The 24691-nt window shown below is 62.8% G+C and carries 24 protein-coding genes; 9 read left to right on the forward strand and 15 right to left on the reverse strand.

Annotation, left to right across the window (positions count from 1 at the left end; translation table 11 throughout):
* Nucleotides 1–5: 5 nt before the first annotated feature.
* Nucleotides 6–962, reverse strand: coding sequence for a zinc ABC transporter substrate-binding protein (locus tag WM94_RS00210; protein ID WP_061550172.1), 957 nt, complete (start codon nt 960–962; stop codon nt 6–8).
* A gap of 18 nt (nt 963–980) precedes the next feature.
* On the opposite strand from WM94_RS00210, the gene zur reads away from it, so the two are divergent.
* The 4 genes from zur (at nt 981) to WM94_RS00230 (ending at nt 3849) form a co-directional block, all read left to right on the forward strand.
* Nucleotides 981–1466: a zinc uptake transcriptional repressor Zur gene (zur, locus tag WM94_RS00215; RefSeq protein WP_013970312.1), complete on the forward strand. Its 486-nt coding sequence runs from the start codon at nt 981–983 to the stop codon at nt 1464–1466.
* Nucleotides 1463–2239 carry a zinc ABC transporter ATP-binding protein ZnuC gene (gene znuC / locus WM94_RS00220; protein ID WP_039612413.1) on the forward strand — a complete coding sequence of 259 codons (777 nt, stop codon included), beginning with the start codon at nt 1463–1465 and terminating at the stop codon, nt 2237–2239. The genes zur and znuC overlap by 4 nt, the downstream gene beginning before the upstream one ends.
* Nucleotides 2232–3014 carry a zinc ABC transporter permease subunit ZnuB gene (gene znuB, locus WM94_RS00225; protein ID WP_003256958.1) on the forward strand — a complete coding sequence of 261 codons (783 nt, stop codon included), beginning with the start codon at nt 2232–2234 and terminating at the stop codon, nt 3012–3014. Before znuC ends, znuB begins: the two co-directional genes overlap by 8 nt.
* 127 nt (nt 3015–3141) lie before the next feature.
* The gene (locus WM94_RS00230) at nt 3142–3849 is read left to right on the forward strand and encodes a PA5502 family lipoprotein (protein ID WP_061550173.1); all 708 of its coding nucleotides are present in this window, start codon (nt 3142–3144) and stop codon (nt 3847–3849) included.
* A gap of 109 nt (nt 3850–3958) precedes the next feature.
* Here the strand turns inward: WM94_RS00230 and katE are convergent, their stop codons facing one another.
* Nucleotides 3959–6094: a catalase HPII gene (katE, locus tag WM94_RS00235; protein WP_061550174.1), complete on the reverse strand. Its 2136-nt coding sequence runs from the start codon at nt 6092–6094 to the stop codon at nt 3959–3961.
* A gap of 227 nt (nt 6095–6321) precedes the next feature.
* On the opposite strand from katE, the gene WM94_RS00240 reads away from it, so the two are divergent.
* The 3 genes from WM94_RS00240 (at nt 6322) to WM94_RS00250 (ending at nt 8835) form a co-directional block, all read left to right on the forward strand.
* Nucleotides 6322–7329: a methionine ABC transporter ATP-binding protein gene (locus WM94_RS00240; RefSeq protein ID WP_003256960.1), complete on the forward strand. Its 1008-nt coding sequence runs from the start codon at nt 6322–6324 to the stop codon at nt 7327–7329.
* On the forward strand, nt 7329–8000 hold the full coding sequence (locus WM94_RS00245) for a methionine ABC transporter permease (RefSeq protein ID WP_013970307.1): 672 nt from the start codon (nt 7329–7331) through the stop codon (nt 7998–8000). The genes WM94_RS00240 and WM94_RS00245 overlap by 1 nt, the downstream gene beginning before the upstream one ends.
* Nucleotides 8001–8064: 64 nt before the next feature.
* Nucleotides 8065–8835: a MetQ/NlpA family ABC transporter substrate-binding protein gene (locus tag WM94_RS00250; protein ID WP_013970306.1), complete on the forward strand. Its 771-nt coding sequence runs from the start codon at nt 8065–8067 to the stop codon at nt 8833–8835.
* A gap of 119 nt (nt 8836–8954) precedes the next feature.
* Here WM94_RS00250 and WM94_RS00255 read toward each other — a convergent pair whose 3' ends face one another.
* Genes WM94_RS00255 through WM94_RS00275 form a run of 5 tightly spaced genes read right to left on the reverse strand, consistent with a single transcriptional unit; the run spans nt 8955 to nt 12838 of the window.
* Nucleotides 8955–9587, reverse strand: a complete 633-nt coding sequence (locus WM94_RS00255; protein WP_013970305.1) for an SCO family protein — start codon at nt 9585–9587, stop codon at nt 8955–8957.
* A complete protein-coding gene (cyoE, locus tag WM94_RS00260) occupies nt 9584–10477 on the reverse strand; it encodes a heme o synthase (protein WP_013970304.1) in 894 nt (297 codons plus the stop codon). The genes WM94_RS00255 and cyoE overlap by 4 nt, the downstream gene beginning before the upstream one ends.
* Complete coding sequence (locus WM94_RS00265; RefSeq protein ID WP_015268468.1) at nt 10462–11541, reverse strand: heme A synthase; 1080 nt, start codon at nt 11539–11541, stop codon at nt 10462–10464. Before WM94_RS00265 ends, cyoE begins: the two co-directional genes overlap by 16 nt.
* 9 nt (nt 11542–11550) lie before the next feature.
* Nucleotides 11551–12132: a hypothetical protein gene (locus WM94_RS00270; RefSeq protein WP_023660931.1), complete on the reverse strand. Its 582-nt coding sequence runs from the start codon at nt 12130–12132 to the stop codon at nt 11551–11553.
* Nucleotides 12101–12838 carry an SURF1 family protein gene (locus WM94_RS00275; protein ID WP_061550175.1) on the reverse strand — a complete coding sequence of 246 codons (738 nt, stop codon included), beginning with the start codon at nt 12836–12838 and terminating at the stop codon, nt 12101–12103. The genes WM94_RS00270 and WM94_RS00275 overlap by 32 nt, the downstream gene beginning before the upstream one ends.
* 63 nt (nt 12839–12901) lie before the next feature.
* Here WM94_RS00275 and WM94_RS00280 point away from each other — a divergent pair, with 63 nt between their 5' ends.
* Nucleotides 12902–13105: a twin transmembrane helix small protein gene (locus tag WM94_RS00280; RefSeq protein ID WP_003258925.1), complete on the forward strand. Its 204-nt coding sequence runs from the start codon at nt 12902–12904 to the stop codon at nt 13103–13105.
* Nucleotides 13106–13204: 99 nt separating this feature from the next.
* Here the strand turns inward: WM94_RS00280 and WM94_RS00285 are convergent, their stop codons facing one another.
* From WM94_RS00285 to coxB, 4 genes are read right to left on the reverse strand one after another with little or no spacing between them, the layout of a single operon-like run.
* Nucleotides 13205–14092, reverse strand: coding sequence for a cytochrome c oxidase subunit 3 (locus WM94_RS00285; RefSeq protein ID WP_003258926.1), 888 nt, complete (start codon nt 14090–14092; stop codon nt 13205–13207).
* 16 nt (nt 14093–14108) lie between these two features.
* Entirely contained in the window at nt 14109–14675 is a 567-nt protein-coding gene (locus tag WM94_RS00290) for a cytochrome c oxidase assembly protein (RefSeq protein ID WP_039612408.1), read from the reverse strand.
* Between the two features lie 10 nt (nt 14676–14685).
* Nucleotides 14686–16275 carry a cytochrome c oxidase subunit I gene (gene ctaD, locus WM94_RS00295; RefSeq protein WP_061550176.1) on the reverse strand — a complete coding sequence of 530 codons (1590 nt, stop codon included), beginning with the start codon at nt 16273–16275 and terminating at the stop codon, nt 14686–14688.
* A gap of 43 nt (nt 16276–16318) precedes the next feature.
* Entirely contained in the window at nt 16319–17446 is a 1128-nt protein-coding gene (coxB, locus tag WM94_RS00300) for a cytochrome c oxidase subunit II (protein WP_015268462.1), read from the reverse strand.
* Nucleotides 17447–17816: 370 nt separating this feature from the next.
* Between coxB and WM94_RS00305 the strand changes: the two genes are divergently transcribed.
* Complete coding sequence (locus WM94_RS00305; RefSeq protein WP_061550177.1) at nt 17817–18458, forward strand: hypothetical protein; 642 nt, start codon at nt 17817–17819, stop codon at nt 18456–18458.
* A 132-nt stretch (nt 18459–18590) separates the two neighbouring features.
* Here the strand turns inward: WM94_RS00305 and WM94_RS00310 are convergent, their stop codons facing one another.
* The 4 genes from WM94_RS00310 to WM94_RS00325 all read right to left on the reverse strand — a co-directional run bounded on the left by WM94_RS00310 (nt 18591) and on the right by WM94_RS00325 (nt 24588).
* Nucleotides 18591–20123, reverse strand: coding sequence for a SulP family inorganic anion transporter (locus WM94_RS00310; RefSeq protein WP_061550178.1), 1533 nt, complete (start codon nt 20121–20123; stop codon nt 18591–18593).
* A 192-nt stretch (nt 20124–20315) separates the two neighbouring features.
* A complete protein-coding gene (locus tag WM94_RS00315; protein WP_013970295.1) occupies nt 20316–21035 on the reverse strand; it encodes a carbonic anhydrase in 720 nt (239 codons plus the stop codon).
* A gap of 422 nt (nt 21036–21457) precedes the next feature.
* A complete protein-coding gene (locus WM94_RS00320; RefSeq protein ID WP_061550179.1) occupies nt 21458–22516 on the reverse strand; it encodes a PA0069 family radical SAM protein in 1059 nt (352 codons plus the stop codon).
* A gap of 77 nt (nt 22517–22593) precedes the next feature.
* Nucleotides 22594–24588, reverse strand: coding sequence for a M3 family metallopeptidase (locus WM94_RS00325; RefSeq protein ID WP_061550180.1), 1995 nt, complete (start codon nt 24586–24588; stop codon nt 22594–22596).
* Nucleotides 24589–24691: the final 103 nt, after the last annotated feature.

Consider the following 24691-nt stretch of genomic DNA (forward strand, 5'->3'; position numbering starts at 1 on the left):
CAGGCTTACAACTGCTCCAGGCACCCAACCAGGTCGCCACCCAGCTTCTCCAGCAAGCGCTCATAGCCCTTGCCATCCACCGGGTCGGTACCGCCCAGAGCATCCAGCTCGGCCAGGCGCACCGGCAGCCCGGCGGTCAAGGTCTCGGCTAGCCGCGGCCGCAGCGGCGGTTCGCTGAACACACAGGTCTTGCCCACTTCCTGCAGGCGCTTGCGCATGGCTGCCACGTGCTGCGCACCCGGCTGGACCTCGGACGCCACGCTGAACACCCCGGTGTGCTTCAGGCCATACTCGGCCTCGAAATAGTCGAATGCTTCGTGGAACACGAAGTACGGCTTGCCGGCAATCCCGGCCACCCGCGCCTTGATCCGCCCATCCAATGCGTTCAGGCGTTCGTCGAAGGCCTTGAGGTTGCTCTGATAGCGCGCCGCATTGGCTGGATCGATCTGCGCCAGGTCAGCCGCCATTTTCGCTGCAATCACACGCGCGTTGACTGACGATAGCCACAGGTGAGCATCCAGGCTGCCCGGGCGGTGGTCGTGGTCATGGTCGTCGTGGTCTTCTTCCTCATGGGAATGGCTGTCCTCGCCAAAATGCCGGAGCTTCATGCCCGGTAGCGCCTGCACGGCCACAGTGGGCTTGCTGCGATTGCCCAGTACCCGCGGCAGGAAGCCTTCCATGTCCGGGCCAATCCAGTAAAGCAGGTCGGCATCGCCTACCCGCCGTACGTCGGACGGGCGCAGCGCGTAGTGGTGTGGCGAAGCCCCCGGAGGCAGCAATACCTCAGGGGTGCCAACACCGTCCTGCACGGCAGCGGCAATCTGCTGCAGGGGTTTGATACTGGTCAGCACGCGCACGTCGGCCTGGGCGGAAAATGCGATGAAAGCGACAAAAAGGACTAGGAATCGGGACACGGTGAATACTCGAGTCGTCAGAAACAGGTAACATAATAACGTCTCCATCCAGAACCGTCGCTGCCCATGTCCATCACGCCGCTGGCCAACCGTCCTCACGATCATTCCCATTGCGTACACAGCGCACTGGCTGAAGCCGACGCCTTGTGCACCCGCCAAGGCCTGCGCCTGACCGCGCTGCGCCGTCGAGTGCTGGAACTGGTTTGGCAAAGCCACAAGCCGCTGGGCGCCTACGATATCCTCGCCGTGCTCAGTGAGCAGGACGGCCGCCGAGCCGCGCCGCCCACGGTGTACCGTGCGCTGGACTTCCTGCTGGAAAACGGCCTGGTGCACCGCATCGCCTCGCTCAACGCCTTTATCGGCTGCAGCCACCCCGAACACCTGCACCAGGGCCAGTTCCTGATCTGCCGGGCCTGCCATGTGGCCATCGAACTGGAACAGGACAGCATCAGCGAAGCCATCATCAGCAGCGCCAAGGGCGTGGGCTTCGCGGTCGAGACCCAGACGGTGGAAGTGGTCGGCCTTTGCAGCAATTGCCGGAGCGCGGCATGAGCGATGCACTGATCCGCCTGGAGCAGGTCGGCGTCACCTTCGGTGGCGAGGCGGTGCTCGACAGCATCGACCTGTCGGTCGCACCTGGCCAGATCGTCACCCTGATCGGCCCGAACGGCGCGGGCAAGACCACCCTGGTGCGCGCCGTGCTCGGCCTGCTCAAGCCGCACCGCGGCAAGGTTTGGCGCAGGCCGAAGCTGCGTATTGGCTACATGCCGCAAAAGATCCAGGTCGATGCAACCCTGCCGCTGTCGGTACTGCGCTTCTTGCGCCTAGTGCCCGGTGTAGACCGCGCGGCAGCCTTGTCGGCGTTACAGGAAGTGGGCGCCGAGCAGGTCATCGACAGCCCTATCCAGACCATTTCCGGTGGCGAGATGCAGCGCGTGCTGCTGGCCCGCGCCCTGCTGCGCGAACCCCAGCTGCTGGTGCTCGACGAGCCAGTGCAGGGCGTAGATGTGGTCGGCCAGACAGAACTGTACAACCTCATTACCCGCCTGCGCGACCGCCACGGTTGCGGCGTGCTTATGGTGTCCCACGACCTGCACCTGGTGATGAGCGCCACTGACCAGGTGGTATGCCTGAACCGCCACGTGTGCTGCTCGGGCCACCCGGAGCAGGTCAGCGGCGACCCGGCATTCGTCGAGCTGTTCGGCAAGACCGCCGCCCCCAGCCTGGCCATCTACCACCACCATCACGACCACAGCCACGACCTGCACGGCTCGGTGGTCGCCCCTGGCACCCATGTTCACGGAGCGCACTGCAAGCATGGCTGATTTTCTTCTCTACGCCCTGCTTGCCGGTTTGTCCCTGGCGCTGGTGGCCGGCCCACTGGGCTCCTTCGTGGTGTGGCGGCGCATGGCCTATTTTGGCGACACCCTGTCCCACGCCGCCCTGCTCGGCGTGGCCCTGGGCTTTGCCCTGGACGTCAGCCCGGCGCTGGCGGTAACCGTGGGCTGCCTGTTGCTGGCGATCTTGCTGGTTACCTTGCAGCAACGCCAACCGCTGGCCTCCGATACACTGCTTGGCATCCTCGCCCCCAGCACCTTGTCGCTGGGCCTGGTGGTGCTGAGCTTCATGCATGATGTCCGCATCGACCTGATGGCCTATCTGTTCGGCGACCTGCTGGCCATCAGCACCACCGATCTTGCCTGGATCCTCGGTGGCAGCGCGCTGGTCCTGCTGTTGCTCGCTGCACTGTGGCGGCCGTTGCTTGCAGTCACCGTGCACGAGGAGCTGGCCATGGTCGAGGGCCTGCCGGTGGCCGGGCTGCGCATGGCGCTGATGCTGCTGATCGCGGTGGTGATTGCCGTTGCCATGAAGATCGTCGGGGTGCTGCTGATCACCTCGCTGCTGATCATTCCTGCCGCTGCGGCGCAACGTCACGCCCGTTCTCCCGAACAGATGGCCTTGGGCGCCAGCCTGCTGGGCGTGACCGCGGTATGCGGCGGCCTGGCTCTGTCCTGGTTCAAGGACACCCCTGCCGGCCCGTCGATCGTGGTCTGCGCGGCGGTGCTATTCTTGCTGAGCCTGGCCCTGCCAAAACGCTGAAAAACAGGGCGTGTGAAGGCGCGCCCTGCAACCTTTTCGCACGTAAAGGGTCTGTAAGACTTGTTTTCGAGCGTGCGCACCTGGGTGTAGACTTGCTCGCTTTTTGCGCAAATAGAGAGTCGCAGGAATGAAGCCGTTCGCCTCCCGTTATCTGCTTGTTGCCGCGTTTTCCCTGTTCCTGGCTGCGTGTTCAAACGCGCCGGTCGAACAGGCCACCGCACCTGCCCAAGCAGATGCCTGGCAGCAATTGCAACAGAACATCGCCAGCAACGAGCTGGCCACCGCCGAAGACCAGCTGGCAGCCCTGCAGGCCCAGGCGCCGGATGACACGCGCCTGGAGCAATACCAGCGCCAGCTTGCCGAAGCCTACCTGCAACGCAGCCAGATCTTCCTGCAAAAGGGTGATGTGAACGCTGCCGCCACAGCCCTGGCCCGTGCCCGCGCGCTGATGCCGCAGGCCCCGGCGGTTACTGGTGGCGACGCCGTGACCCAGGCGCGCAAGGCCGAGCTGGAGAAAGCTGAAGCGGCGTTGAAAGCGGCCGAGGCCAAGCCCAAGGCGCGCATCATCGACCCGGCTGCACCGAGCACCGTGGTGGCCTTGAAGACCACCGACAGCCGCGCCATGCGTCGCCAGCTGGATGACATTGCCGCCGATGTGGTGAGCTATCAATGCGAGGTGGTGTTCCAGGTGCCGCGTACCGAAGATGCGCCTTGGCTGAAGACCTTGCTGGAGAAACGCGTGCGCAAGATCGACAGCGGGTTCGAGCTGAAGCAGAAGCACGAGATTCAGCGGTCATTGCCGGCGCAGGTGGTTCTGGTTCCGCATCAGCGTTAAGAATCTGGGGGCGCTGCGCGCCCCTTTCGCGACACAAGGCCGCTCCTACAAGGGAATGCGATCTCCTGTAGGAGCGGCCTTGTGTCGCGATGGGCTGCAAAGCAGCCCCTTAGGCAGGCACAGCCTCCGCAGCCGCCTCCCGCTCCCACACCCGATGCCCCTCTACCGCTTTGACGAAGGCATCCACGGTCTTCTGCTCGTCCCCCAGCAGCAACCCCTTGTCTTCTTTCAGCCCCAAGCTGCCCAAAAGCTCTTTGGTCACCACCATCGCCTTCAGGTGTTTGTAGCCCTCCAGCAGGAAGTGCTTGGCCAAACCACTGCCTGCCAGCGCATCGGTCGAGGCCTTGCCCGCTGGCACGACAATCCCGTCAAACATGATCGAGGGCATCCCTTCCATGGAGGCATCCACCGGCAGTTGCTTACCGTCCGCGGCAGTCACCGGTGCCGAGGTCGGCCCAAGCAGCATCGGCCGGGCACTGTGCGCCTCCAGAGCCTTGACCAGCTTGTCCACGCTGGCAGCGTCTACGCCATCTGCCACCAGCACGGCAATCTTGCGCCCCTTGATGCCAACCGAGCCCGGGTGGTTCATCTGGCTCAGGGCAGGCGACTGCGCAAGCTGGCTTCCCTTCACTTGCACAGTGCCTGCGCTCGGTGCAGGCAAACCGAGGTTGGCAGCAACCGCAGCCGCCAGCTTCAGGTCGATATTGGCGAGAATCTCATTCACTTCCCGAGCACGGATCGTCTCCCGCTCCACCTTGCCCAGCTCAAAGCTGTAAGCCTTGATGATGTGCTGCTGCTCGGTCGGGCTCATGCTCTGGAAGAACAACCGCGCCTGCGAGAAATGGTCGCTGAACGAATCGCTGCGCTGGCGGATCTTGTGCGCATCGATACGCTCCTGGTAGCTCTCGAAGCCGCCATCCTGCGCGGCTGGTGGCGTTTCCTTCGGCCAGCCACCGTCGATGGAGTTGGGCTCGTAGGATGCGCGACCCTTGTGCACCAGATGCTGATGCAAGGCGTCACGCTGGTTGTTGTGGTTAGGAGCGACGGGGCGGTTGATCGGGATCTGGTGGAAGTTGGGCCCGCCGAGGCGGCTAAGCTGCGTGTCGGTGTAGGAGAACAGCCGTCCCTGCAACAAAGGGTCGTTGGTAAAGTCGATGCCAGGCACGATATGAGCCGGGCAGAACGCGACCTGCTCCACTTCGGCAAAGAAGTTGTCCGGGTTGCGATTCAGGACCATCTTGCCCAAAGGTGTAACCGGCACCAGTTCTTCCGGGATTATCTTGGTCGGGTCCAGCAGGTCGAAATCGAATTTGTGCTCGTCGGCTTCCGGCACGATCTGCACACCCAGTTCCCATTCAGGGTAATCACCCGTCTCGATAGTCTCCCACAGGTCGCGACGCTGGAAATCAGCATCCTTGCCTGCCAGCTTCTGCGCTTCGTCCCATAGCAAGGAGTGCACACCCTGGCGCGGTTTCCAGTGGAATTTGACGAAACTGGCTACGCCCTGGGCGTTGATCAGGCGGAACGTATGCACCCCGAACCCTTCCATCATCCGCAAGCTGCGCGGGATAGCGCGGTCCGACATCGCCCACATGACCATATGAGCCGACTCCGGTACCAGCGAGACGAAATCCCAAAAGGTGTCATGGGCCGAAGCGCCGGTCGGGATCTCGTTGTGCGGCTCCGGCTTTACGGCGTGGACGAAATCCGGGAACTTGATCGCATCCTGGATGAAGAACACCGGCATGTTGTTGCCCACCAGGTCGAAGTTGCCCTCGTCGGTGTAGAACTTCACAGCAAAGCCCCTCACGTCACGCACGGTGTCGGCTGAGCCGCGCGGGCCTTGTACCGTGGAAAATCGCACGAAGACGGGCGTGACTTTCTCCGGGTCCTGCAGGAAGCCGGCTTTGGTCAGCTCGGCGTGGTTGCCATAGCTCTGGAAATAGCCATGCGCCCCTGTTCCTCGCGCATGCACGATGCGCTCAGGAATGCGCTCGTGGTCAAAGTGCGTGATCTTTTCGCGCATGATGAAATCTTCGAGCAACGAGGGGCCTCTATCCCCCGCCTTGAGCGTGTTCTGATTGTCAGCGATGCGCACCCCCTGGTTGGTACGCAACGCACTGCCTGTGGCATCGCTTCGGTCAGCCTCCAGGCTCTGCAACTTGGCGTTGGTATTGGCCCGGTCCGGGGTCTGGGTGCCAGCGGCCTCGCTGTGCTTTGGCGCGTCCGTGTTCTTGCTGGGCATGATCGGCTCTCCTCGTCAGTCTTAAGGCATACCCGTTTCGGGCTGTGTGCAAGTAGTGACCGGGAGGCTTTGCCGAGCGTTCAATCAGGATTACCGGTTGTCGCGATATGCCCGAAGGATTGGTGCATTACGAAATAAATGCTAAGAACAGCTATGGGAAAAGGCTAAAATGCGCGACCCCAGCTAACCGCTGACCCAAATTCCATGCGCCCCACAAGGTTCGCTACGTGATCGAGTTCCAACAGGTACACAAGACCTACCGCGTCGCCGGTAGGGAAATCCCCGCACTGAATCCGACCAGCCTGACCATCGAAGATGGCCAGGTGTTCGGCCTGATCGGCCATTCCGGCGCCGGCAAGAGCACCATGCTGCGCCTGATCAACCGCCTGGAAGAGCCTTCCGGCGGCAAGATCATCGTCGACGGCGAAGACGTTACCGCGTTCAACGCGAGCCAGCTGCGCGGTTTCCGTCAGCAGGTCGGGATGATTTTCCAGCACTTCAACCTGCTGGCCTCCAAGACTGTCGCCGACAACGTCGCCTTGCCACTGACCCTGGCCGGCGAGCTGTCGCGCAGCGAAATCGACAAGCGCGTGACCGAGCTGCTGGCCCGCGTCGGCCTTTCCGACCACGCCAGAAAGTACCCGGCGCAGCTGTCCGGTGGCCAGAAGCAGCGCGTCGGCATCGCCCGCGCCCTGTCCACCAACCCGAAGATCCTGCTGTGCGACGAGGCCACCAGCGCCCTCGACCCGCAAACCACCGCCTCGGTCCTGCAATTGCTGGCCGAAATCAACCGTGAGCTGAAGCTGACCATTGTGCTGATCACGCACGAAATGGACGTGATCCGCCGGGTCTGCGACCGCGTGGCAGTGATGGACGCCGGCCAGATCGTCGAGCAGGGCTCGGTGGCCGAGGTGTTCCTGCACCCGCAGCACCCCACCACCAAGCGCTTCGTCCAGGAAGACGAGCAGGTTGACGAAGGCGAGCAGCGTGACGACTTCGCGCACGTGCCGGGCCGTATCGTGCGCCTGACCTTCCAGGGCGACGCCACCTATGCGCCGCTGCTGGGCACCGTGGCCCGCGAAACCGGCGTGGACTACAGCATCCTCGCCGGGCGTATCGACCGCATCAAGGATGTCCCCTATGGCCAGCTCACCCTCGCCCTGATCGGCGGTGACATGGAAGCGGCGTTCGCCCGCTTCAAGGCAGCTGACGTACATATGGAGGTACTGCGTTGATGGACGCCCTGAATTTCTTTGCCAACGTCGACTGGGCCGAAATCTGGCTGGCCAGCGTCGACACCATGATCATGCTGTTCGGCTCGCTGTTCTTCACCGTGCTGCTCGGCCTGCCGCTGGGCGTGCTGCTGTTCCTCTGCGGGCCAAAGCAGATGTTCGAACAGAAGGGTGTGTATGCGCTGCTGTCGCTGATCGTCAACATCCTGCGCTCGCTGCCGTTCATCATCCTGCTGATCGTTATGATCCCGATCACTGTGCTGATCACCGGCACTTCCCTGGGCGTAGCCGGCGCCATTCCGCCGCTGGTGGTGGGTGCTACGCCGTTCTTCGCGCGCCTGGTGGAAACCGCCCTGCGTGAAGTGGACCGCGGCATCATCGAGGCCACCCAGTCGATGGGCGCCACCACCCGCCAGATCATCACCAGCGCACTGCTGCCGGAAGCTCGCCCGGGCATCTTCGCCGCCATTACCGTAACCGCCATCACCCTGGTTTCGTACACTGCCATGGCTGGTGTGGTCGGTGCCGGCGGCCTGGGCGACCTGGCCATCCGCTTCGGCTACCAGCGTTTCCAGACCGACGTGATGGTCGTCACAGTGGTGCTGTTGCTGGTACTGGTTCAAGTCCTGCAGAGCGTGGGCGACAAACTGGTCGTGCATTTTTCCCGTAAGTAACCCCAATGGGGTCGGCCCGGCCGACCCGTTCGGGGGCCGTCGCGGCCCTCACAAGGAGTGATCAATGAAGAAGCTGCTTGCTGTTGTCGCCGCTGTCGCGGCCTTCTCGGCCCACGCCGAGTCCCTGACCGTTGCCGCTACCCCGGTTCCGCACGCCGAGATCCTCAACTTCGTCAAACCTGTTCTGGCGAAAGAGGGCGTGGAGCTGAAGGTCAAGGAATTCACCGACTACATCCAGCCGAACGTGCAGGTGGCGGAAAAGCGCCTGGACGCCAACTTCTTCCAGCACCAGCCGTACCTGGATGAGTTCAACAAGGCCAAGGGTACCAACCTGGTGAGCGTTGCCGGCGTGCACATCGAGCCGCTGGGCGTGTACTCGACCAAGATCAAGAAGCTGGACGAGCTGTCCTCCGGCGCCACCGTGGTCATCCCCAACGACGCCACCAACGGCGGCCGCGCGCTGCTGCTGCTGGACAAGGCCGGTGTGATCAAGCTGAAGGACAACAAGAACATCCTGTCCACCGTGAAGGATGTTGCCGAGAACCCGAAAAGCCTGAAGTTCCGTGAGCTGGAAGCGGCCACCATCCCGCGCGTGCTGACCCAGGTCGATGCTGCCCTGATCAACACCAACTACGCGCTGGAAGCCAAGCTGAACCCGGAAAAAGACGCCCTGGTAATCGAAGGCAGCGACTCGCCTTACGTGAACATCCTGGTTGCCCGCCCGGACAACAAGGACTCGGACGCCATGAAAAAGCTGGCTGCTGCGCTGCACTCGCCTGAGGTGAAGCAGTTCATCAACGAGAAGTACAAAGGCGCTGTGGTTCCGGCGTTCTAAGCCGTCACATCGCGCTGGACTCTTCGCGGGTAAACCCGCTCCCACAGGGATAGCGCAAGGCTCACGGCCTACGCTGTACCTGTGGGAGCGGGTTTACCCGCGAAGCTTTTGGGGCTAACTCAATCCCGCTTCACGAGCCCAGGCAACTGCGCCACCAGCTTCTGGTTGTTGAACGGCGCCCGAATGAACCCGCGCTGACGCCCATCCGGCCCCACAACCGCCAGGTTGCCGCTGTGATCCACGGTATACCCCGGCTTGCTGGTGTCGGCCGGAATGAACGGAATGCTCAAGGCATTGGCCAGCTTCTGGGTATCCTCGATCGACCCCGCCACCCCGACGAAATCCTTGTCGAAATAACCCAGGTACTGCTTCAGCTGGTTCGGCGTGTCGCGGTTCGGGTCAACGCTCACCAGCACCACCTGCAGCCGGTCGACGGCCTCCTTGGGCAGCTCGCTCTTCACCTGGCGCAGCTGGGCCAGGGTGGTCGGGCAGATGTCCGGGCAGTAGGTGTAGCCGAAGAACAGCAACGACCATTTGCCCTTCAGGTCATCCAGTTGCACCGGCTGGCCGTCCTGGTTGGTCATGGTCACGTCGGCCACGGTACGGCTCTGCGGCAGCAGGATGATGCCGGCATCGATCAGCTCGGTGGGGTTGGGCTGGTCGCGGCCATTGAGCACCTTGTTGACGGTCAGGCCCAGGATCAACGCGACCAGGGCAACGAGGATGAAGACGGTTTTCTGGGTTCGGGTCATAGGTTCAGCAACAGGTAGTGGTCGAGGAGCAACGCGATGAACAGCGCGAACAGGTAGCCGATAGAGTACTTGAAGGTGCCGATCGCTGCGTGCGGCCGGCTGCCACGGTACAACACCCATGCCCATTGCAGGAAGCGCAGGCCCAGTACAAGGGCACAGGCCAGGTACAGCGGGCCGCTCATGTGGATGGCGTACGGCAGCAGGCTCACCGCCAGCAATACCAGGGTGTACAGCAGGATATGCAGCTTGGTGTAGCGCTCGCCGTGGGTCACCGGCAGCATCGGTATATCGGCCTTGGCGTATTCCTCCTTGCGGTGGATGGCCAAGGCCCAGAAGTGTGGTGGGGTCCACGCGAAGATGATCAGCACCAGCAGCAGGGGCTCGGCGCTGACATGCCCACTGACCGCCACCCAGCCCAGCAACGGCGGGGCGGCGCCAGCCAAGCCGCCGATGACGATATTCTGTGGCGTAGCGCGCTTGAGAAAACCGGTGTAGAGCACCGCATAACCGAGCAGGGAAGCCAGTGTCAGCCAGGCGGTGAGGGCGTTGGTGAACACCAGCAGCAGGGCCATGCCAAGTAGCGCCAGCGCCAGGGCGAACAGCAGCGCCGGCAGCGGCTCGACCCGGCCCTGGGCAAGCGGCCGTTTGTGGGTACGCGCCATCAGAGCGTCGATGCGTCGGTCCACCACATGATTGACCACCGCCGCGCCGCCTGCACAAAAGCCGATGCCCAAGTTGCCGAACAGCAGCACGCTCCAGCTGACACCCGCACGGGTGGCAAGGAACATGCCCGCCAGCGAGGTGATCAGCATCAGCACCACCACCTTGGGCTTGGTCAGCTCCAGGTAGTCACGCCAACTGGCCCTCTGTGCGCTCAGAAGCGTCGCCACGAATCATTCCTCATGTGGTGGGAGATGCCCACGCCAGCCACAGGCCGCAGGCGCCAGCCATGGCCGACACCCACGCGAACCTTGTCGACCACGCGGATGCGGTAGTTCACCAGCACCATGCTCAGCAGCAACAGCGCCCCACCAGCGTTGTGCGCCACGGCCACGGCCAGCGGCAGGTGCAGCAGCACATTGCTGATGCCCAGGCCGACTTGCACCACCAGCGCCAGCAGCACCAGCCGCGCCAGGCCAGGGAGGCCGCAGCGGTGCAGCTTCCAGCTGAGCATCAGCAGCACGCAGGTCACCAGCAGTGCACCCAGGCGGTGGCTGATGTGGATGGCCGTGCGCGCATCACTGTCCAGTTGCCCACCCAGGTAGTTGGGCCCGACGTGCTGGGTCAGATGGAACCCGTTGCTGAAGTCCGCCGCCGGCCACCACTGGCCGTGGCAGGTGGGCAGGTCGATGCAGGCGACGGCCGCGTAGTTGGCACTGACCCAGCCGCCCAGGGCGATCTGGCCGATCACCACCAGCAAGGCCAGCGCGGCGATCCGGCGCAGGCTCAATGGCAGCTTTGGCAAAGGCGCAAAGGCCCGGGACAGACGCAGGGACAACAGGAACAACAAACTCAGGGTAGTGAAGCCGCCGAGTAGATGCGCGGTGACCACCTGCGGCCACAGCTTGAGGGTGACCGTCCACATGCCGAAGGCTGCCTGGGCCAGCACCACGCCCAGCAGCAGCAAGGGCAGGCGGTAAGGCTGGCCATCGCGGGCATGCCGGCGCAGCGCCTGCAAGGCGAGCAGGGCGATCACCATCGCCAGGGTGCCGGCGAAGTAGCGGTGGACCATCTCGGCCCAGCCCTTGGCGGCTTCCACCGGATGTTCGGGGAAATGCAGCTCGGCATGAGCCAGCTGCGCTTCGCTCTTGGGCACGCTGATGAAGCCGTAGCAACCCGGCCAGTCCGGGCAGCCGAGGCCGGCGTGGGTCAGGCGGGTATAGGCACCGAGCAGGACGACCAGCAGTGCCAGCAAGGTGGCGAACACAGCAAGGCGGAATCCGGGTCTGGCCATGGCAGGCTCCTAGCCGATGTTGGACAGCTTGAGCAGGTGGCGCAGGTCGTCCAGCACATGCTTGCCGTTGACCTTGGCGTCGTAGCGCAGCACCAGGTTGCCGTGTGGGTCGACGATCCACAGCTGCGGGCCGGTCTCGCCGACCTTTTGCAGGTAGCGTTGCGCATCCAGCGGGTAACGCTGCAACTGTGGGTATTCGCGGCCGAGCAACGCCTGGTAATCGGCACTTGCCGGCTGGGCGGCCGCCAGGGCATGGCTGGCACGGCTGGCATCACGGCCCAGGCCGACCTGGATCTGCCGGGCCAGGTACACCAGCCGCTGGCAATCCTCGGCACAGGCTGTGGGTGTGCTCACCAGCAGCTGCCAGCGCTCGTCCTGGCCCGCCACGCCGAGATCGGAAAGGCTCTCACCGTTGCCGATCATCACGCCGTGGTAGCTGCGGCCGTCCGGCACCCAGAACTTGAGCTTGTACATGCTGGTGGCCAGAACCATCGGCCCGAGCACCACCAGCAGAATCAGCAGCAGCTGCAAACGCCCGCGGGCTCTGGGTTTGCTGCGTTCAGGCACTTCCAGTGGAGTGGCGGTGGCCATGACGTTTCTCCTTGTTGTGGTGCCAGCCGAAGTAGAGGTAGAGCAGTACCAAAGTGGTTGCCAGGGCAAACCATTGCACGGCGTAACCCAGGTGTTTTTCCGGGCCCATGGCAACGACCGGCCAGTCCAGGCGATAGGTCGCCGGGCCGGGTTCCAGGCGCAGCTCATGGGCGAAGCCATCGCGATCGAGCTGTTGCCATAGCTGCGCGGCATCCACGGCAGTCAGCAGGTGCGGCCACTGGCCGCCTGCAGGGTCGGGGTGCAGCTGGAACGTGCTACCAGGCGCGACATACACCGAAGCGTCCAACGCCAACGCCTGGGCAGGGGTATCGAAATGCACCGGCACGCGGCGGTCCGGCCAAGGCAGCCAGCCGCGGTTGACCAGCAGCCACACGCCGCTGGCCTGGTCATGGAAGGGTTGCAGCAGTTCGACACCGGCCTGGCCGTCACGCATGCGGTTGTCCAGAAGCAAGCTGTGCTCGGCGTCGAAGCGGCCATAGAGATGCACGCGGCGGAAGGCATTGTCCTGGTTCGCTGTCAGCTGGGCCGTGGCCACGGGCGCTTCGACCCGCCGCTCGGCATAGGCGGCCAGCAGCACGCGCTTTTCCTCGGCACGGCCGAGTTGCCAGCAGCCAAGCGCGATCAGCCCCGGCAGCAGCGCAAGCACCACCAGGGTTGGTACCCAGCCCGGACGAAACGGCCTCATCGGAGCCTCGTCGGGCCGATCGCTATACTTATCCACATCACCGCATCCCCCCGGAGTATCGCCATGCTCAAGGCCGCGATTGTCCTGATGCTGTTGGCCACGATTGCCAGCCTGTTCAGCGGCCTGGTGTTTCTGGTCAAGGACGATGAAAACTCGACCCGTTTGCTGAAGGCACTGACCGTGCGGGTGACCCTGGCGGCCCTCACCATCGGCCTGGTGGCCTGGGGCTTCATCAGCGGTCAGCTGGTCTCACACGCCCCCTTCTGAAGTTTTCACCTGACCCTGTGGGAGCGGGCATCCCCGCGAATGCGATGTTGAATGTACCGACGCATTCGCGGGCGCGCCCGCTCCCACAGGGTTCTCTATTCACAACACATAGACAAAGATGAACAACCCCACCCACACCACATCGACGAAGTGCCAGTACCAACTGGCCGCCTCGAAACCAAAGTGTTTCTCCGGGTTGAAATGCCCGCGCAAGATGCGCACGAACATCACGATCAGGATGATCGTGCCCAATGTCACGTGGGCGCCGTGGAAGCCGGTGAGCATGAAGAACGTCGCGCCGTAGATACCCGACCCCAGCGTCAGCCCCAGCTTGGTATAGGCCTCGTGGTACTCGTAGGCCTGCAACGCGATGAAGCTGGCGCCCAGGACGATGGTCAGCGCCATCCAGAATTTCAGCGGGCCACGGTGGCCGCGACGCAGGGCATGGTGGGCGATGGTGATGGTCACGCTGGAGCTGACCAGCAAGATGGTGTTGATCAGCGGCAGGTGCCACGGGTCGATCACTTCCTTGGGCGGCGGGAACAGTTTCGGGTCGGGCGTGTGCAGCAGCGGCCAGGTGAATTCGAAGGTCGGCCACAACATGTGCGCAACACCCTTGGCCCCTTCACCGCCCAGCCACGGCCCGGCCAGCACGCGCACGTAGAACAGCGCACCGAAGAAGGCCAGGAAAAACATCACCTCGGAGAAGATGAACCAGCTCATGCCCCAGCGGAACGAGCGGTCCAGTTGCGGGCTGTACAGCCCCGCGCGGCTCTCCCGCACCACCGAACCGAACCAGCCGAACAGCATGTAGGCCAGGAACAACGCGCCGATGAAGAAGATCAGCGGCCCGTGCGACTCGGGGTGACCGGCCTTCATGTCGTTGAACCAGGTACCCAGGCCGAACACCGTGATGAACATGCCGATGGTGGCGATGATCGGCCACTTGCTCTGCGCCGGAACGTAATAGTGCTCATGACTTGCCATTGCTGTTCTCCTTCCCTTAACGGGCGCCCTGGACGTCCTGAACCGCGACATGCGCGACCGGCGGGTGGCGAGCGGTGATGTCGAACAAGGTGTAGGCCAGTGTCAGGTGCTTCACGCTGGCCGGCAGGTCGCGGTCGACAATGAAGCGCACCGGCATCTCGATGCGTTCGCCGGGCTGCAGCACCTGCTGGGTGAAGCAGAAGCACTCGGTCTTGTGGAAGTACGCCGCAGCCTCGGCCGGGGTGATGCTGGGGATGGCTTGCGCACTCATCGGCCGATCGGTCGGGTTGTGGGCGATGAAAATCATCTGGTTCACCGCACCCGGGTTGACCTCCAGCTGGTCTGCGGTGGAATAGAAGTCCCAGACCATGTCGCTGGCATTGGTCGACATGAACTGCACCCGCACCGAACGCGTCGGATCGCTGACCTGGCTGCCTTCATACTGCCCACCGGTCTTGCCGTTGATGCCGAAGGCCTTGCACATCACGTCATAGATGGGCACCAGGGCGAAGCCGAAGGCGAACATCACCACCGTCAGCATCAGCAGGCGCAACACCAGGCGTTTCAGCGAAAGGCCGCTCATGGCACGGTTCCTATTTCACTTCCGGTGGCGTCTGGAAGGTGTGATAAGGCGCAGGCGAAGGGATCGACCACTCCAGGCCCTCGGCGCCATCCCATGGCTTGGCCGGTGCCGGCGCGCCGCCGCGGATGCACTTGATGACGATGAACAGGAAGAAGATCTGCGTGGCACCGAACATGAACGCGCCGATCGACGACACCATGTTGAAGTCGGCGAACTGCAGGTTGTAGTCGGGGATTCGCCGTGGCATGCCGGCCAGCCCCACGAAGTGCATGGGGAAGAAGGCCATGTTCATGCCGATGAACGATAGCCAGAAGTGCAGCTTGCCCAGGGTTTCGTCATACATGTGGCCAGTCCATTTCGGCAGCCAGTAGTAGGCCGAGGCGAAGATGCCGAAGATAGCCCCAGGCACCAGCACATAATGGAAGTGCGCCACCACGAAGTAGGTGTCGTGGTACTGGAAGTCCGCTGGAGCGATGGCAAGCATCAGCCCGCTGAATCCGCCGATGGTGAACAGGATGACAAAGGCGATGGCGAACAGCATCGGCGTTTCGAAGGTCAGCGAGCCTTCCCACATGGTGCTGACCCAGTTGAACACCTTCACCCCGGTAGGCACGGCGATCAGCATGGTGGCGTACATGAAGAACAGCTCGCCGACCACGGGAATACCGACCACGAACATGTGGTGGGCCCAGACGATGAACGACAGGAAGGCGATGGCGCCGGTGGCGTATACCATCGAGGTGTAGCCGAACAGCGGCTTGCGCGAGAACGCCGGGATTATCGAGCTGACCGCGCCGAAGGCCGGCAGGATCATGATGTACACCTCGGGGTGGCCGAAGAACCAGAACACGTGCTGGAACAGCACCGGGTCACCACCGCCGGCGGCACTGAAGAAGCTTGTACCGAAGTGGATGTCCATCAGCATCATGGTCACGACGCCGGCCAGCACCGGCATCACCGCAATCAGCAGGAATGCGGTAATCAGCCAGGTCCAGACGAACAGTGGCATCTTCATCAGGGTCATGCCTGGGGCACGCAGGTTGAGGATGGTGGCGATCACGTTGATCGCGCCCATGATCGAGCTGACGCCCATCAGGTGGATGGCAAAAATGAAGAAGGTGACGCTGGCCGGCGCGTAGGTGGTGGACAGCGGGGCGTAGAAGGTCCAGCCAAAGTTGGGCCCGCCGCCCGGGCTGAACAGGGTCGAGACCAGTAGCAGGAAAGCTGCCGGCAGCAGCCAGAAGCTGAAGTTGTTCATCCGCGGCAAAGCCATGTCGGGCGCGCCGATCATCAGCGGGATCATCCAGTTGGCCAGGCCGACGAAGGCCGGCATCACCGCACCGAACACCATGATCAGGCCGTGCATGGTGGTCATCTGGTTGAAGAACTCCGGCTGGACGATCTGCAGGCCAGGCTGGAACAGCTCGGCGCGGATCACCATGGCGAACGAGCCGCCGAGCAGGAACATCATGAAGCTGAACCACAGGTACATCGTGCCGATGTCCTTGTGGTTGGTGGTCAGCACCCAGCGCATCAGGCCCTTGGCCGGGCCGTGCGCATGGTCATGGCCGTGGGCGTGGTCGTCGATCACTGCACTCATGTCCTGTCTCCTGCAATCCATTGATTGCCGCGAGTAACCCGGTTCATTGCGCTTCAGCCTGCTTCAGCGCCAGCACGTCCTTCGGCGTGACCATGTCACCCTTGTTGTTCCCCCAGGCGTTGCGCTCGTAGGTGACCACGGCGGCGATGTCGACTTCCGAGAGCTGCTTGCCGAACGCGGCCATGGCAGTGCCGGGCTTGCCGTGGAAGACGATGCCCAGGTGGGCTTCCTTCGGCCCGGTGGCGATCTTCGAGCCCTTGAGCGCAGGGAACATCGGCGGCAGGCCCTGGCCTTCGGCCTGGTGACAGGCCACGCAGGTGGTGTGGTAGACCTTGTCACCACGTTCCACCAGTTCTTCCAGGGTCCATTCCTTGCTGGTCAGCTCCTTGAGCTTGGCAGCTTCAGCCTTGCGCTCGCCCAGCCAGGTGTCGTAGTCAGCCTTGGACTTGACCTCGACCACCACCGGCATGAAACCGTGGTCCTTGCCGCACAGCTCGGTGCACTGGCCGCGGTAGATGCCGGGCTTCTCGATACGGGTCCAGGCTTCGTTGACGAAGCCGGGGATGGCATCACGCTTGACCGCGAAGGCCGGCACCCACCAGGAGTGGATGACGTCGGCAGCAGTCACCAGAAAGCGCACCTTGGCACCCACCGGCAGCACCAGCGGCTGGTCGACTTCGAGCAGGTAGTGCTCGTCCTTGGGTGCCTTGTTGTGGATCTGCTCGGTGGGGGTGGCCAGGTTGCTGAAGAACTCCACGTCCTGGCCAAGGTATTTGTAGTGCCACTTCCACTGGTAGCCGGTAACCTGGATATCAATGTCCGACTCGCTGGCATCGTAGATGTCGATCAGGGTCTTGGTGGCCGGGATGGCCATGGCTACCAGGATCAGGAAGGGGACCACGGTCCAGAGGATTTCCACCCAGGTGTGCTCGTGGAAATGCGCAGCCTGCTGGCCGGTGGAACGGCGGTGGATGACCATGGACCAGAACATCGCGCCAAAGACAACGATGCCGATGATCACGCAGATCCAGAAGATGGTCATGTGCAGGTCGAAGACGGCGTTGGAGACTTCCGTCGCGCCTGGGTGCATGTTCACGGTCCAGGCGGCGTTGGCCTGACCAAAAACCGACCACAACAGGAGGCCCATCCAGACATGTGGATGTCGCATCATTGCGGGTTCCCCTTCTCGTTCTTGTAGTCCCGGAGGCGTGGCCTGCGGCAAGAGGGAACGGTGGTCAAGACTACCTGGCTTCGACGACCGAGCCCCTGCTAAAAGCAGTCGGGCCTCATCAACGAATCACGTTCACCGGGAGTATAGACAGCGACCAACGGCACGCAACGAAGCCCGTGAAATGAACTTCATGAAATGGCTGAATGGCCTGAAAACCGCGCGCTTGACACGGCATGGCACAATAATGGCTTTTCGATATGCCTGAGCATGCACACGTTTGCGCGAACTTATAACAAATGCGTCTTAGGTATTCTGTATACCGAGCTAATTTAGTGTCTTCCGTTTGAAACGTAATGTCCCTGGAGTTGTCATGAACATCGCTGCTGTACGCGAGCAGGTAAGCCAAGCCCATCAACACGAAGGCCAGACCGGCCAACTGAAAAAGCGTCTCGAGCTGCAACTGCCCCACCTGCACCCCTCGATCCAACTGCCTGAGCAGGACGCCCAGGGTACTTTGGCGCGCTTCGTCAGCGCCTACATCGACCAGGTTCCGGAACTGCTGGAGGCCGCCCATGAGGTCGCCCGCGAGGCCGGGATCGAATCGCAGATCAAACCTGTACTGAAAATCGCCGAAGCCTACTTCCTGCAGCCGCCCAGCCTGATGCAAGGGCATGTGGGCCTGGACTGCCTGCTGGATGAGGCCTACCTGGCGCACCGCCTGGTGGAAGAGGTGAACGACCTGTACATCCGTCACTTCCAGCAACCGTTGATCCCGGTCGACACCACCGTCGCCAACCTGATTGCCCACCAGTTGATTGGCGAGACGTTTGCCAACCAGCTGGATGAAGTGGTGCACCACTCGGTGGATGAAATGTTGAACGACGAAAGCTTCGCGGTGGAGTCGGTGGAGGCCTACCGCGAGAAATTGAGCAGCCCGGAAACGGGCGCGGCCTGGAAGCGCTGGCCGTGCCTGTCACGGCAGTTAGGGGTGGAGCTGGGCCAACCGGCCTGAAGTTCCTGTCCCGGCCTCTTCGCGGGTAAACCCGCTCCCACAGGTACTCCACAGGGTTCATGGCCTGTGCAGTACCTGTGGGAGCGGGTTTACCCGCGAAGAGGCCAGTTCAGGCGATACAGACTTTCAGCTTCAGGCCCCAACCCCCGCCGTAGTCCGCATCCGCCCCTCGATCCGCCGCTTCAAGCGCCGCTGCTCGATCAGCAACCGCGACCCATTGGCCGAATTACTGCGCCCCCAATCCTCAAGCAGCTCAAGGCACGAGTGGTCGATATAGCTGAGGTTACCCAGCGGCACATGCAGCGTGGTCCCCGCCGGCACGCTATCCAGCACCTGGGTCAGCGCCGGCACCTTGAGGAAGGTAGCCGCGCCACTCAACCGCAGCTCCATGTGTCCAGCCTTTTCCAGGCTGACCAGGTTGATCTTCAACCGCGCCGCCTTCAGTGCCAGCTTCAGCAAGGTCAGGGCAAAGCCCAGCAATACACCGGTCAGCAGGTCGGTAAAGATGATCGCCAGCGCCGTCGCCGCGTAGGTGAACATCGGCATGCGGCCATAGCGGCCCAGCCCACGAAACGCCTTGAAATCCACCAGCTTGACCCCGGTGAACACCAGCACACCCGCCAGGCTCGCCACCGGGATCTGCTGCAGCACGCTGCTCAACGCCACAACGAACGCCAGCAGCCACAGGCCATGGAAGATCGCCGAAGCCCGGGTCTGCGCACCTGCCTGCACGTTGGCCGAGCTACGCACGATCACCCCGGTCATCGGCAACGCACCGAGCACCCCGCACAGCATGTTGCCGATGCCCTGGGCCGACAGCTCACGATCAAAGTCCGAACGCTGGCCGCTGTGCATGCGGTCAACCGCTGCAGCCGACAACAAGGTTTCGGCACTGGCGATGAAGGCCAGGGCAAAAGCGGCGACCAACAAGGTAGGGTCGGCCAGTTGCATCAGGTCACCAGGGCGGATCCAGTCGATGGCCTCGGACAGGTCGGCCGGCACCTGTACGCGGTTCACCGGCAAAGCCAGCCAGATGCTGATGGCCGTCATGGCCGACACACCCAGCAGGGCACCCGGGACGAAGCGCAGCTGCTGCGGTCGCAGCCGCTCCCAGCTCCACATGATGGCGATGGTGCCCAGGCCCAGCGCACCGGCCATCCAACCAGAGCCGGCGCTTTCCTGCGGCAGGGCGGCGGCCACGGTCGCCGGGAACTCCAGCAGGTTCTGCATGCCGGATGGCTGCGGCGCGGTGTCGAACATCACATGCACCTGCGAAAGCACGATCAGCACGCCAATCCCCGCCAACATGCCGTACACCACCGCCGGAGCGGTAACCCGGAACCAGCAGCCCAGGCGCAGGCGCCCGGCCAGTAACTGCAGCAAGCCGGCCAGCAGCAGGATCGGCCCGAGCATGGCCATGCCGTGCTGGCGTACCAGCTCGAATACCAATACCGCCAGACCGGCGGCCGGGCCACTGACCTGCAGCGGCGAACCGGCGAGGAAACCAACGACAATACCGCCGATAATGCCGGTAATCAGGCCTTTGGCCGGCGGCATGCCAGAGGCGATCGCAATGCCCATGCACAACGGCAGTGCCACCAGGAAGACCACCACCGACGCTAGCAATTCACGCGGCAGGGCCGCTTTCAACTGTGTAATGTTCACCGTGTTTCTCCTTTCTTTGTCACACAGCCATTCCCCTGGCCGTGGGCACGTTTGCCCCTGACGAGCGCGCAGGCGCGGGCCGCCAGCGGGCGTGCCGGCAAGGCAGTCAGGGAATTCAAGGCAGCCGAAGGCCGTGCCACACCCCTACGGGGTGCAGCCGGCTATCAAGGTTCCAGCGGGTGGATGGGTCGCTTAGTAGCGGCCTCTCGGAGTAGCGCAGGGGACCGGCTCGCCAGCAGCCAAGGGCAGGAAGGTATCGCTGGCAGCGTCGTAGGCTTCGATCTTGCTGGTCTCGATGTCGTAGACCCAGCCATGGATGTACAGCTCACCGGCTGCCAGGCGCGAGGCCACCGAAGGGTGGGTGCGCAGGTGATGCAGCTGGGCGATGACGTTTTCTTTGGTCAGCACCTGCATGGTTTCGTGTTCGCTGCCGCACGAGCAGTTGTTCTCGACCACGGTCCGGGCCACTTCGGCGTGGCGCAACCAGGCGGACACGGTCGGCATCTTGGTCAGCGATTGCGGGTTGAGTACGGCACGCATGGCGCCGCAGTCGGAGTGGCCGCAGACGATGATGTGATGCACTTTCAACGCCAGTACGGCGTATTCGATGGCGCTGGAAACGCCGCCGTTCATCTGGCCATACGGCGGTACCACGTTACCGACGTTACGGGTCACGAACAGGTCGCCAGGTGAACTCTGGGTGATCAGCTCGGGAACGATGCGCGAGTCGGCGCAGGTGATGAACATGGCTCGCGGGGTTTGCGCGGTGGCGAGCTTCTTGAACAGCTCTTGCTGCTCGGGGAAAACGTCATGGTGAAAACGCAGGAAGCCGTCGACGATGTGCTTCAGGGCGGCATCGGCGCTCTCCGCGGGGACCTGCGGTACGACCTTGGATGGGTCCTTGACGGGCATGATTCATCCTCTTGACGGTGTGTAGGTAAATCCATTTTACCGGTGAAAGATTCTGGCTATGCAGGGATTTAGATGACACGCACGGGCCATAGATCACAGTCGGTGAAGACTGATTTCCTACGCTAGCGGGGAAAACTTAACTGAAACTTAATTCGAAGGCTCTAGAACAGGTGTTCCAGATAGGAAAGGCGGGTATTGGATAATAGCAAAAAAACATCAACTGCCAAGAGCCATTACTGCAATTATCAACTTGAATTAGTTGCATTGAGGGCTGGCAATGCGCCACATTCGGGCACCCGGAACCTGCGCAGAACCTGTGGGAGTGGGCGTGCCCGCGAAGGAGGCAGCTCGGTACATGGCACCGGCTGTGCCGGTGTTCGCGGGCGCGCCCGCTCCCACAAAGACCGTACTCTGCTCAAGCATCAGAACAACGCCATCTGCCCACCCGGCGGGCAAAACGCCGAACAATCCAGCGCCTGCGCTTCTCGCCCTTCGAACTCCAGCCGATTCATGGCCTTGGCAAAACGCTGCGCCAGCAATTCGGCAAACACGCCTTCACCGCGCATGCGCGCACCAAAGCGGCTGTCATACAGTTCGCCGCCGCGGCTCTGGCGGATCAGGCTCAATACATGCGCCGCCCGCTGCGGGTAATGGTCCTGCAGCCATTGCTCGAACAACGGTGCCACTTCCAGCGGCAGGCGCAACATCATGTAGGCTGCGCTCTGTGCACCTGCCTCCCTCGCCGCCTCCAGCAGCCGTTCCAGTTCACTGTCGTTGATCATCGGAATCATCGGCGAACACAACACGCCCACCGGCACTCCCGCCTCGCGCAACACGCGGATCGCCCGCAAGCGCGCCTTGGGTGACGCCGCACGCGGTTCCAGCACCCGTTTCAAGTCATCGTCCAGCGTGGTCAGGCTGATCATCACCCGCACCAGGCGCTGGCGAGCCATCTCGGCCAGCAGGTCGAGGTCGCGCAGCACCAGCGACCCCTTGGTGACGATGGTCACCGGGTGGCGAAAACGCAGTAGCACTTCAAGCAGGCGCCGGGTCAGCAGTTGTTCACGTTCGATCGGCTGGTACGGGTCGGTATTGGAACCCAGGTTGATCGGCGCGCACACGTAACCCGGTTTGCTCAATTGTTGCGCAAGCACCTCGGCGGCGTTGGTCTTGGCAATCAGCTTTGTCTCGAAATCCAGGCCGGGGGAAAGGTCCCAGTAAGCGTGGGAAGGGCGGGCATAGCAGTAGGTGCAACCGTGCTCGCAGCCACGGTATGGGTTGATGGAACGGTCGAAGGGCAGGTCGGGCGAGGTATTGCGGCTGATCACCGATTTGGCCGTCTCTACCCGTACCTCGGTGCCCTGGGTTTGCGGCACCTCCTGATACCAGCCGTCATCCTCCGCCATCGAATGGCTGGGGGCAAAGCGGTTGTGCGGATTGTGCGCCGTGCCACGGCCCTTTTGCGGTGCTGGAGGAATCATGGCCTACCCCGAATACTGTATTCATGTACAGTATCGCGCATGCCTGATTCTTTCCAGCACCTCCGGTCAGCCCACTCTCACTTCAGGCCATGCCACTGCAGGAAGGGCAGTTGGCTTGACTGCCGGCCGAGAAACGCCTCAATGCCGTCACGTAAAGGTCGCGATGCCCCAGGGGCAAGCAATGTTTCCTGCAGCGCCCGGCCTGTGGCCCGGTCCAGCAGGCCTTGGGCCTCGAAGCGGGTGAACAGGTCGAATGCGTGCACGTCCGACCACAGATAGGCGTAATAACCGGCATCGTAGCCGTTTACCAGATGGTCGAAGGCATGCGCCGGGTGCTCGAAATCGGCCAAGGGCCAGTAGCCACAACGCTCACGAGCATCGCCCAGGCGCTGCTCGAGGGACCGGCCATCGTTCGGCGTGCCATGCAGGTCCAGATCGAACAGCGCCATGCTCAGGTCGCGCGCGGTTTCCTCCACACCTTGCTGCCGCAAGCGGCGCAGGCATTCATCGACCCGGGCCCGGGAAAGCTTGCTGCCATCCTGAAGTGGCGAAGAGATCGCCACCAGGTAATCCGCGTCCCAGACCCAGCGCTCAAACAGCTTGCCGAACAGTTCCACGCCATCGGTACCGAGTTCGGTGACGTTGGACATCACGTGGTTGGTCGTGCGCACCAGCAAATGGTGCAAGGCATGGCCAAATTCATGGAACAGCTTGCGCAGTGATAGATGGTCCAGTAACGGCTGGCTACCCGGCAGCGCTGCAGGCACGTCGCTGTAGACCACCACCGAGGCCGCCTGGAAGATGCCCTCGGCATCGACCCGGCGGTTGCGAATGTAGGTGGTGAACACCGAGTCAGGTTGCTTGCCGGCATGCTGTACCGCGTCCAGGTACAGGAAACCGATCAAGGCGTTGTCCTGCCACACCTCGAACGGTTGCACGCTGTCATCCCAGGTTGCCAGCGGCTTGGCCAGCAGCGTTACGCCAAACAGTTTTTCCGCCAACTGCTGCAATGCGCTGACCACGGCATTCAGCGGGAAGTGTTCGCGCAAGGCTTCGGTGGAAAGCACCTCGCGCGACGAGGCCTGCAGATAGGCAATGTCCCAGGGCTGGACATTCCCCAGACCTTTGGCTGCGGCCTGATGCTGCATATCTGCACGCCACTGCAGCACGGCCGGCCGCACATGGTCGGCAAGGTCATGAAGAAAGCCGCGCACCTGGGCAACCGAACCCGCGCTCTTCGAATGCAGGCTCTGCTCCAGATGGCTGGCAAAGCCGAGCAAGTGGGCCTTTTCTTCCAGCAGCCTCGCCAGTTGCTCCAGGTGCGAGCGATTATCCTGCTGTTGGCCAAGGCCGACGCCTCGGGTGTTGTAAGCCCGGTATACGCGCTCACGCAGCTGCCTGTTGTCGGCATGCTTGAGCACGGCGTCGGTAGTCACGCTTTCACATGCAATCAACCAACCCGGCTCACCCGCCTCCTGTGCCCTGGTAGCCAGCTCGTCACGGATGCGTTGAGGTACACCGCTCAGTTCGGACTCATCCGTAATGCTCAGCCCTGGCCGGTTGATGTTGCCGCGAAACGCCTCGCGCGCAGCGCCAATCCGTTTCAGCAGTTCGGCCAGGCGTACCTTGCCTGCGGGGTCGAGCGATGCACCACTGGAGGTGAACTTGTGCAGATGCCAGCGCAGCGTGGCGCGTTGCTGGGCATCCAGCTGCTTGCCGATGTCGCTGTTGGCCAAGCGCTCATACAGGGCCTGCAGTGCTGAGTTGGCGAATTTCTGTTCGAACCGCTCCGTGGCCTTGGCGAAGAAGTCGAAGATGGCACCGGCCCAGGCTTGATCCCGACCAACCAATGGCGAGGCGGCATACAACACCGTCAGCAGCTGACTATCCAGCCCGTCCACCGCCAGCACCATGTCATCCCAGGTTGGCAGTTCCTGCTGTTCGCGAATGATGCGCTCGATGCCTTGCTCGTGCGCCAACAGCACGTGGTCGAAGGCAAACTGCATGTTTTGAAGCGTGATCGACGGATAATCGACGGGGATACGGCTATTTTGCAGAAGGGGGTTATCCATGGTGCAACACCTTGCTCGTAGAGAAGAGCAGGCGAGCTTGCATGGCCAGCGTGCAGCAGGTGGCCTGACTATCTACCACCCGGGGCATGCCCGCCCGGGCACG

Source organism: Pseudomonas sp. ABFPK (genome assembly GCF_001586765.1).
In the GTDB taxonomy this organism is placed as follows: Bacteria; Pseudomonadota; Gammaproteobacteria; order Pseudomonadales; family Pseudomonadaceae; genus Aquipseudomonas; species Aquipseudomonas asiatica.

Bases quoted from the DNA above. Each gene is read 5' to 3' on its own strand.
- ctaD (WP_061550176.1), bottom strand. From the start codon at position 16,275: ATGAGTGCAGTGATCGACGACCACGCCCACGGCCATGACCATGCGCAC.
- WM94_RS00320 (WP_061550179.1), bottom strand. From the start codon at position 22,516: ATGATTCCTCCAGCACCGCAAAAGGGCCGTGGCACGGCGCACAATCCG.
- WM94_RS00270 (WP_023660931.1), bottom strand. From the start codon at position 12,132: ATGGCCACCGCCACTCCACTGGAAGTGCCTGAACGCAGCAAACCCAGA.
- WM94_RS00245 (WP_013970307.1), top strand. From the start codon at position 7,329: ATGGACGCCCTGAATTTCTTTGCCAACGTCGACTGGGCCGAAATCTGG.
- znuB (WP_003256958.1), top strand. From the start codon at position 2,232: ATGGCTGATTTTCTTCTCTACGCCCTGCTTGCCGGTTTGTCCCTGGCG.
- znuC (WP_039612413.1), top strand. From the start codon at position 1,463: ATGAGCGATGCACTGATCCGCCTGGAGCAGGTCGGCGTCACCTTCGGT.
- WM94_RS00255 (WP_013970305.1), bottom strand. From the start codon at position 9,587: ATGACCCGAACCCAGAAAACCGTCTTCATCCTCGTTGCCCTGGTCGCG.
- WM94_RS00315 (WP_013970295.1), bottom strand. From the start codon at position 21,035: ATGCCCGTCAAGGACCCATCCAAGGTCGTACCGCAGGTCCCCGCGGAG.
- WM94_RS00210 (WP_061550172.1), bottom strand. From the start codon at position 962: ATGGAGACGTTATTATGTTACCTGTTTCTGACGACTCGAGTATTCACC.
- zur (WP_013970312.1), top strand. From the start codon at position 981: ATGTCCATCACGCCGCTGGCCAACCGTCCTCACGATCATTCCCATTGC.
- WM94_RS00290 (WP_039612408.1), bottom strand. From the start codon at position 14,675: ATGAGCGGCCTTTCGCTGAAACGCCTGGTGTTGCGCCTGCTGATGCTG.
- WM94_RS00230 (WP_061550173.1), top strand. From the start codon at position 3,142: ATGAAGCCGTTCGCCTCCCGTTATCTGCTTGTTGCCGCGTTTTCCCTG.
- WM94_RS00250 (WP_013970306.1), top strand. From the start codon at position 8,065: ATGAAGAAGCTGCTTGCTGTTGTCGCCGCTGTCGCGGCCTTCTCGGCC.
- WM94_RS00275 (WP_061550175.1), bottom strand. From the start codon at position 12,838: ATGAGGCCGTTTCGTCCGGGCTGGGTACCAACCCTGGTGGTGCTTGCG.
- WM94_RS00265 (WP_015268468.1), bottom strand. From the start codon at position 11,541: ATGGCCAGACCCGGATTCCGCCTTGCTGTGTTCGCCACCTTGCTGGCA.
- coxB (WP_015268462.1), bottom strand. From the start codon at position 17,446: ATGATGCGACATCCACATGTCTGGATGGGCCTCCTGTTGTGGTCGGTT.
- WM94_RS00280 (WP_003258925.1), top strand. From the start codon at position 12,902: ATGCTCAAGGCCGCGATTGTCCTGATGCTGTTGGCCACGATTGCCAGC.
- WM94_RS00305 (WP_061550177.1), top strand. From the start codon at position 17,817: ATGAACATCGCTGCTGTACGCGAGCAGGTAAGCCAAGCCCATCAACAC.
- katE (WP_061550174.1), bottom strand. From the start codon at position 6,094: ATGCCCAGCAAGAACACGGACGCGCCAAAGCACAGCGAGGCCGCTGGC.
- WM94_RS00325 (WP_061550180.1), bottom strand. From the start codon at position 24,588: ATGGATAACCCCCTTCTGCAAAATAGCCGTATCCCCGTCGATTATCCG.
- WM94_RS00285 (WP_003258926.1), bottom strand. From the start codon at position 14,092: ATGGCAAGTCATGAGCACTATTACGTTCCGGCGCAGAGCAAGTGGCCG.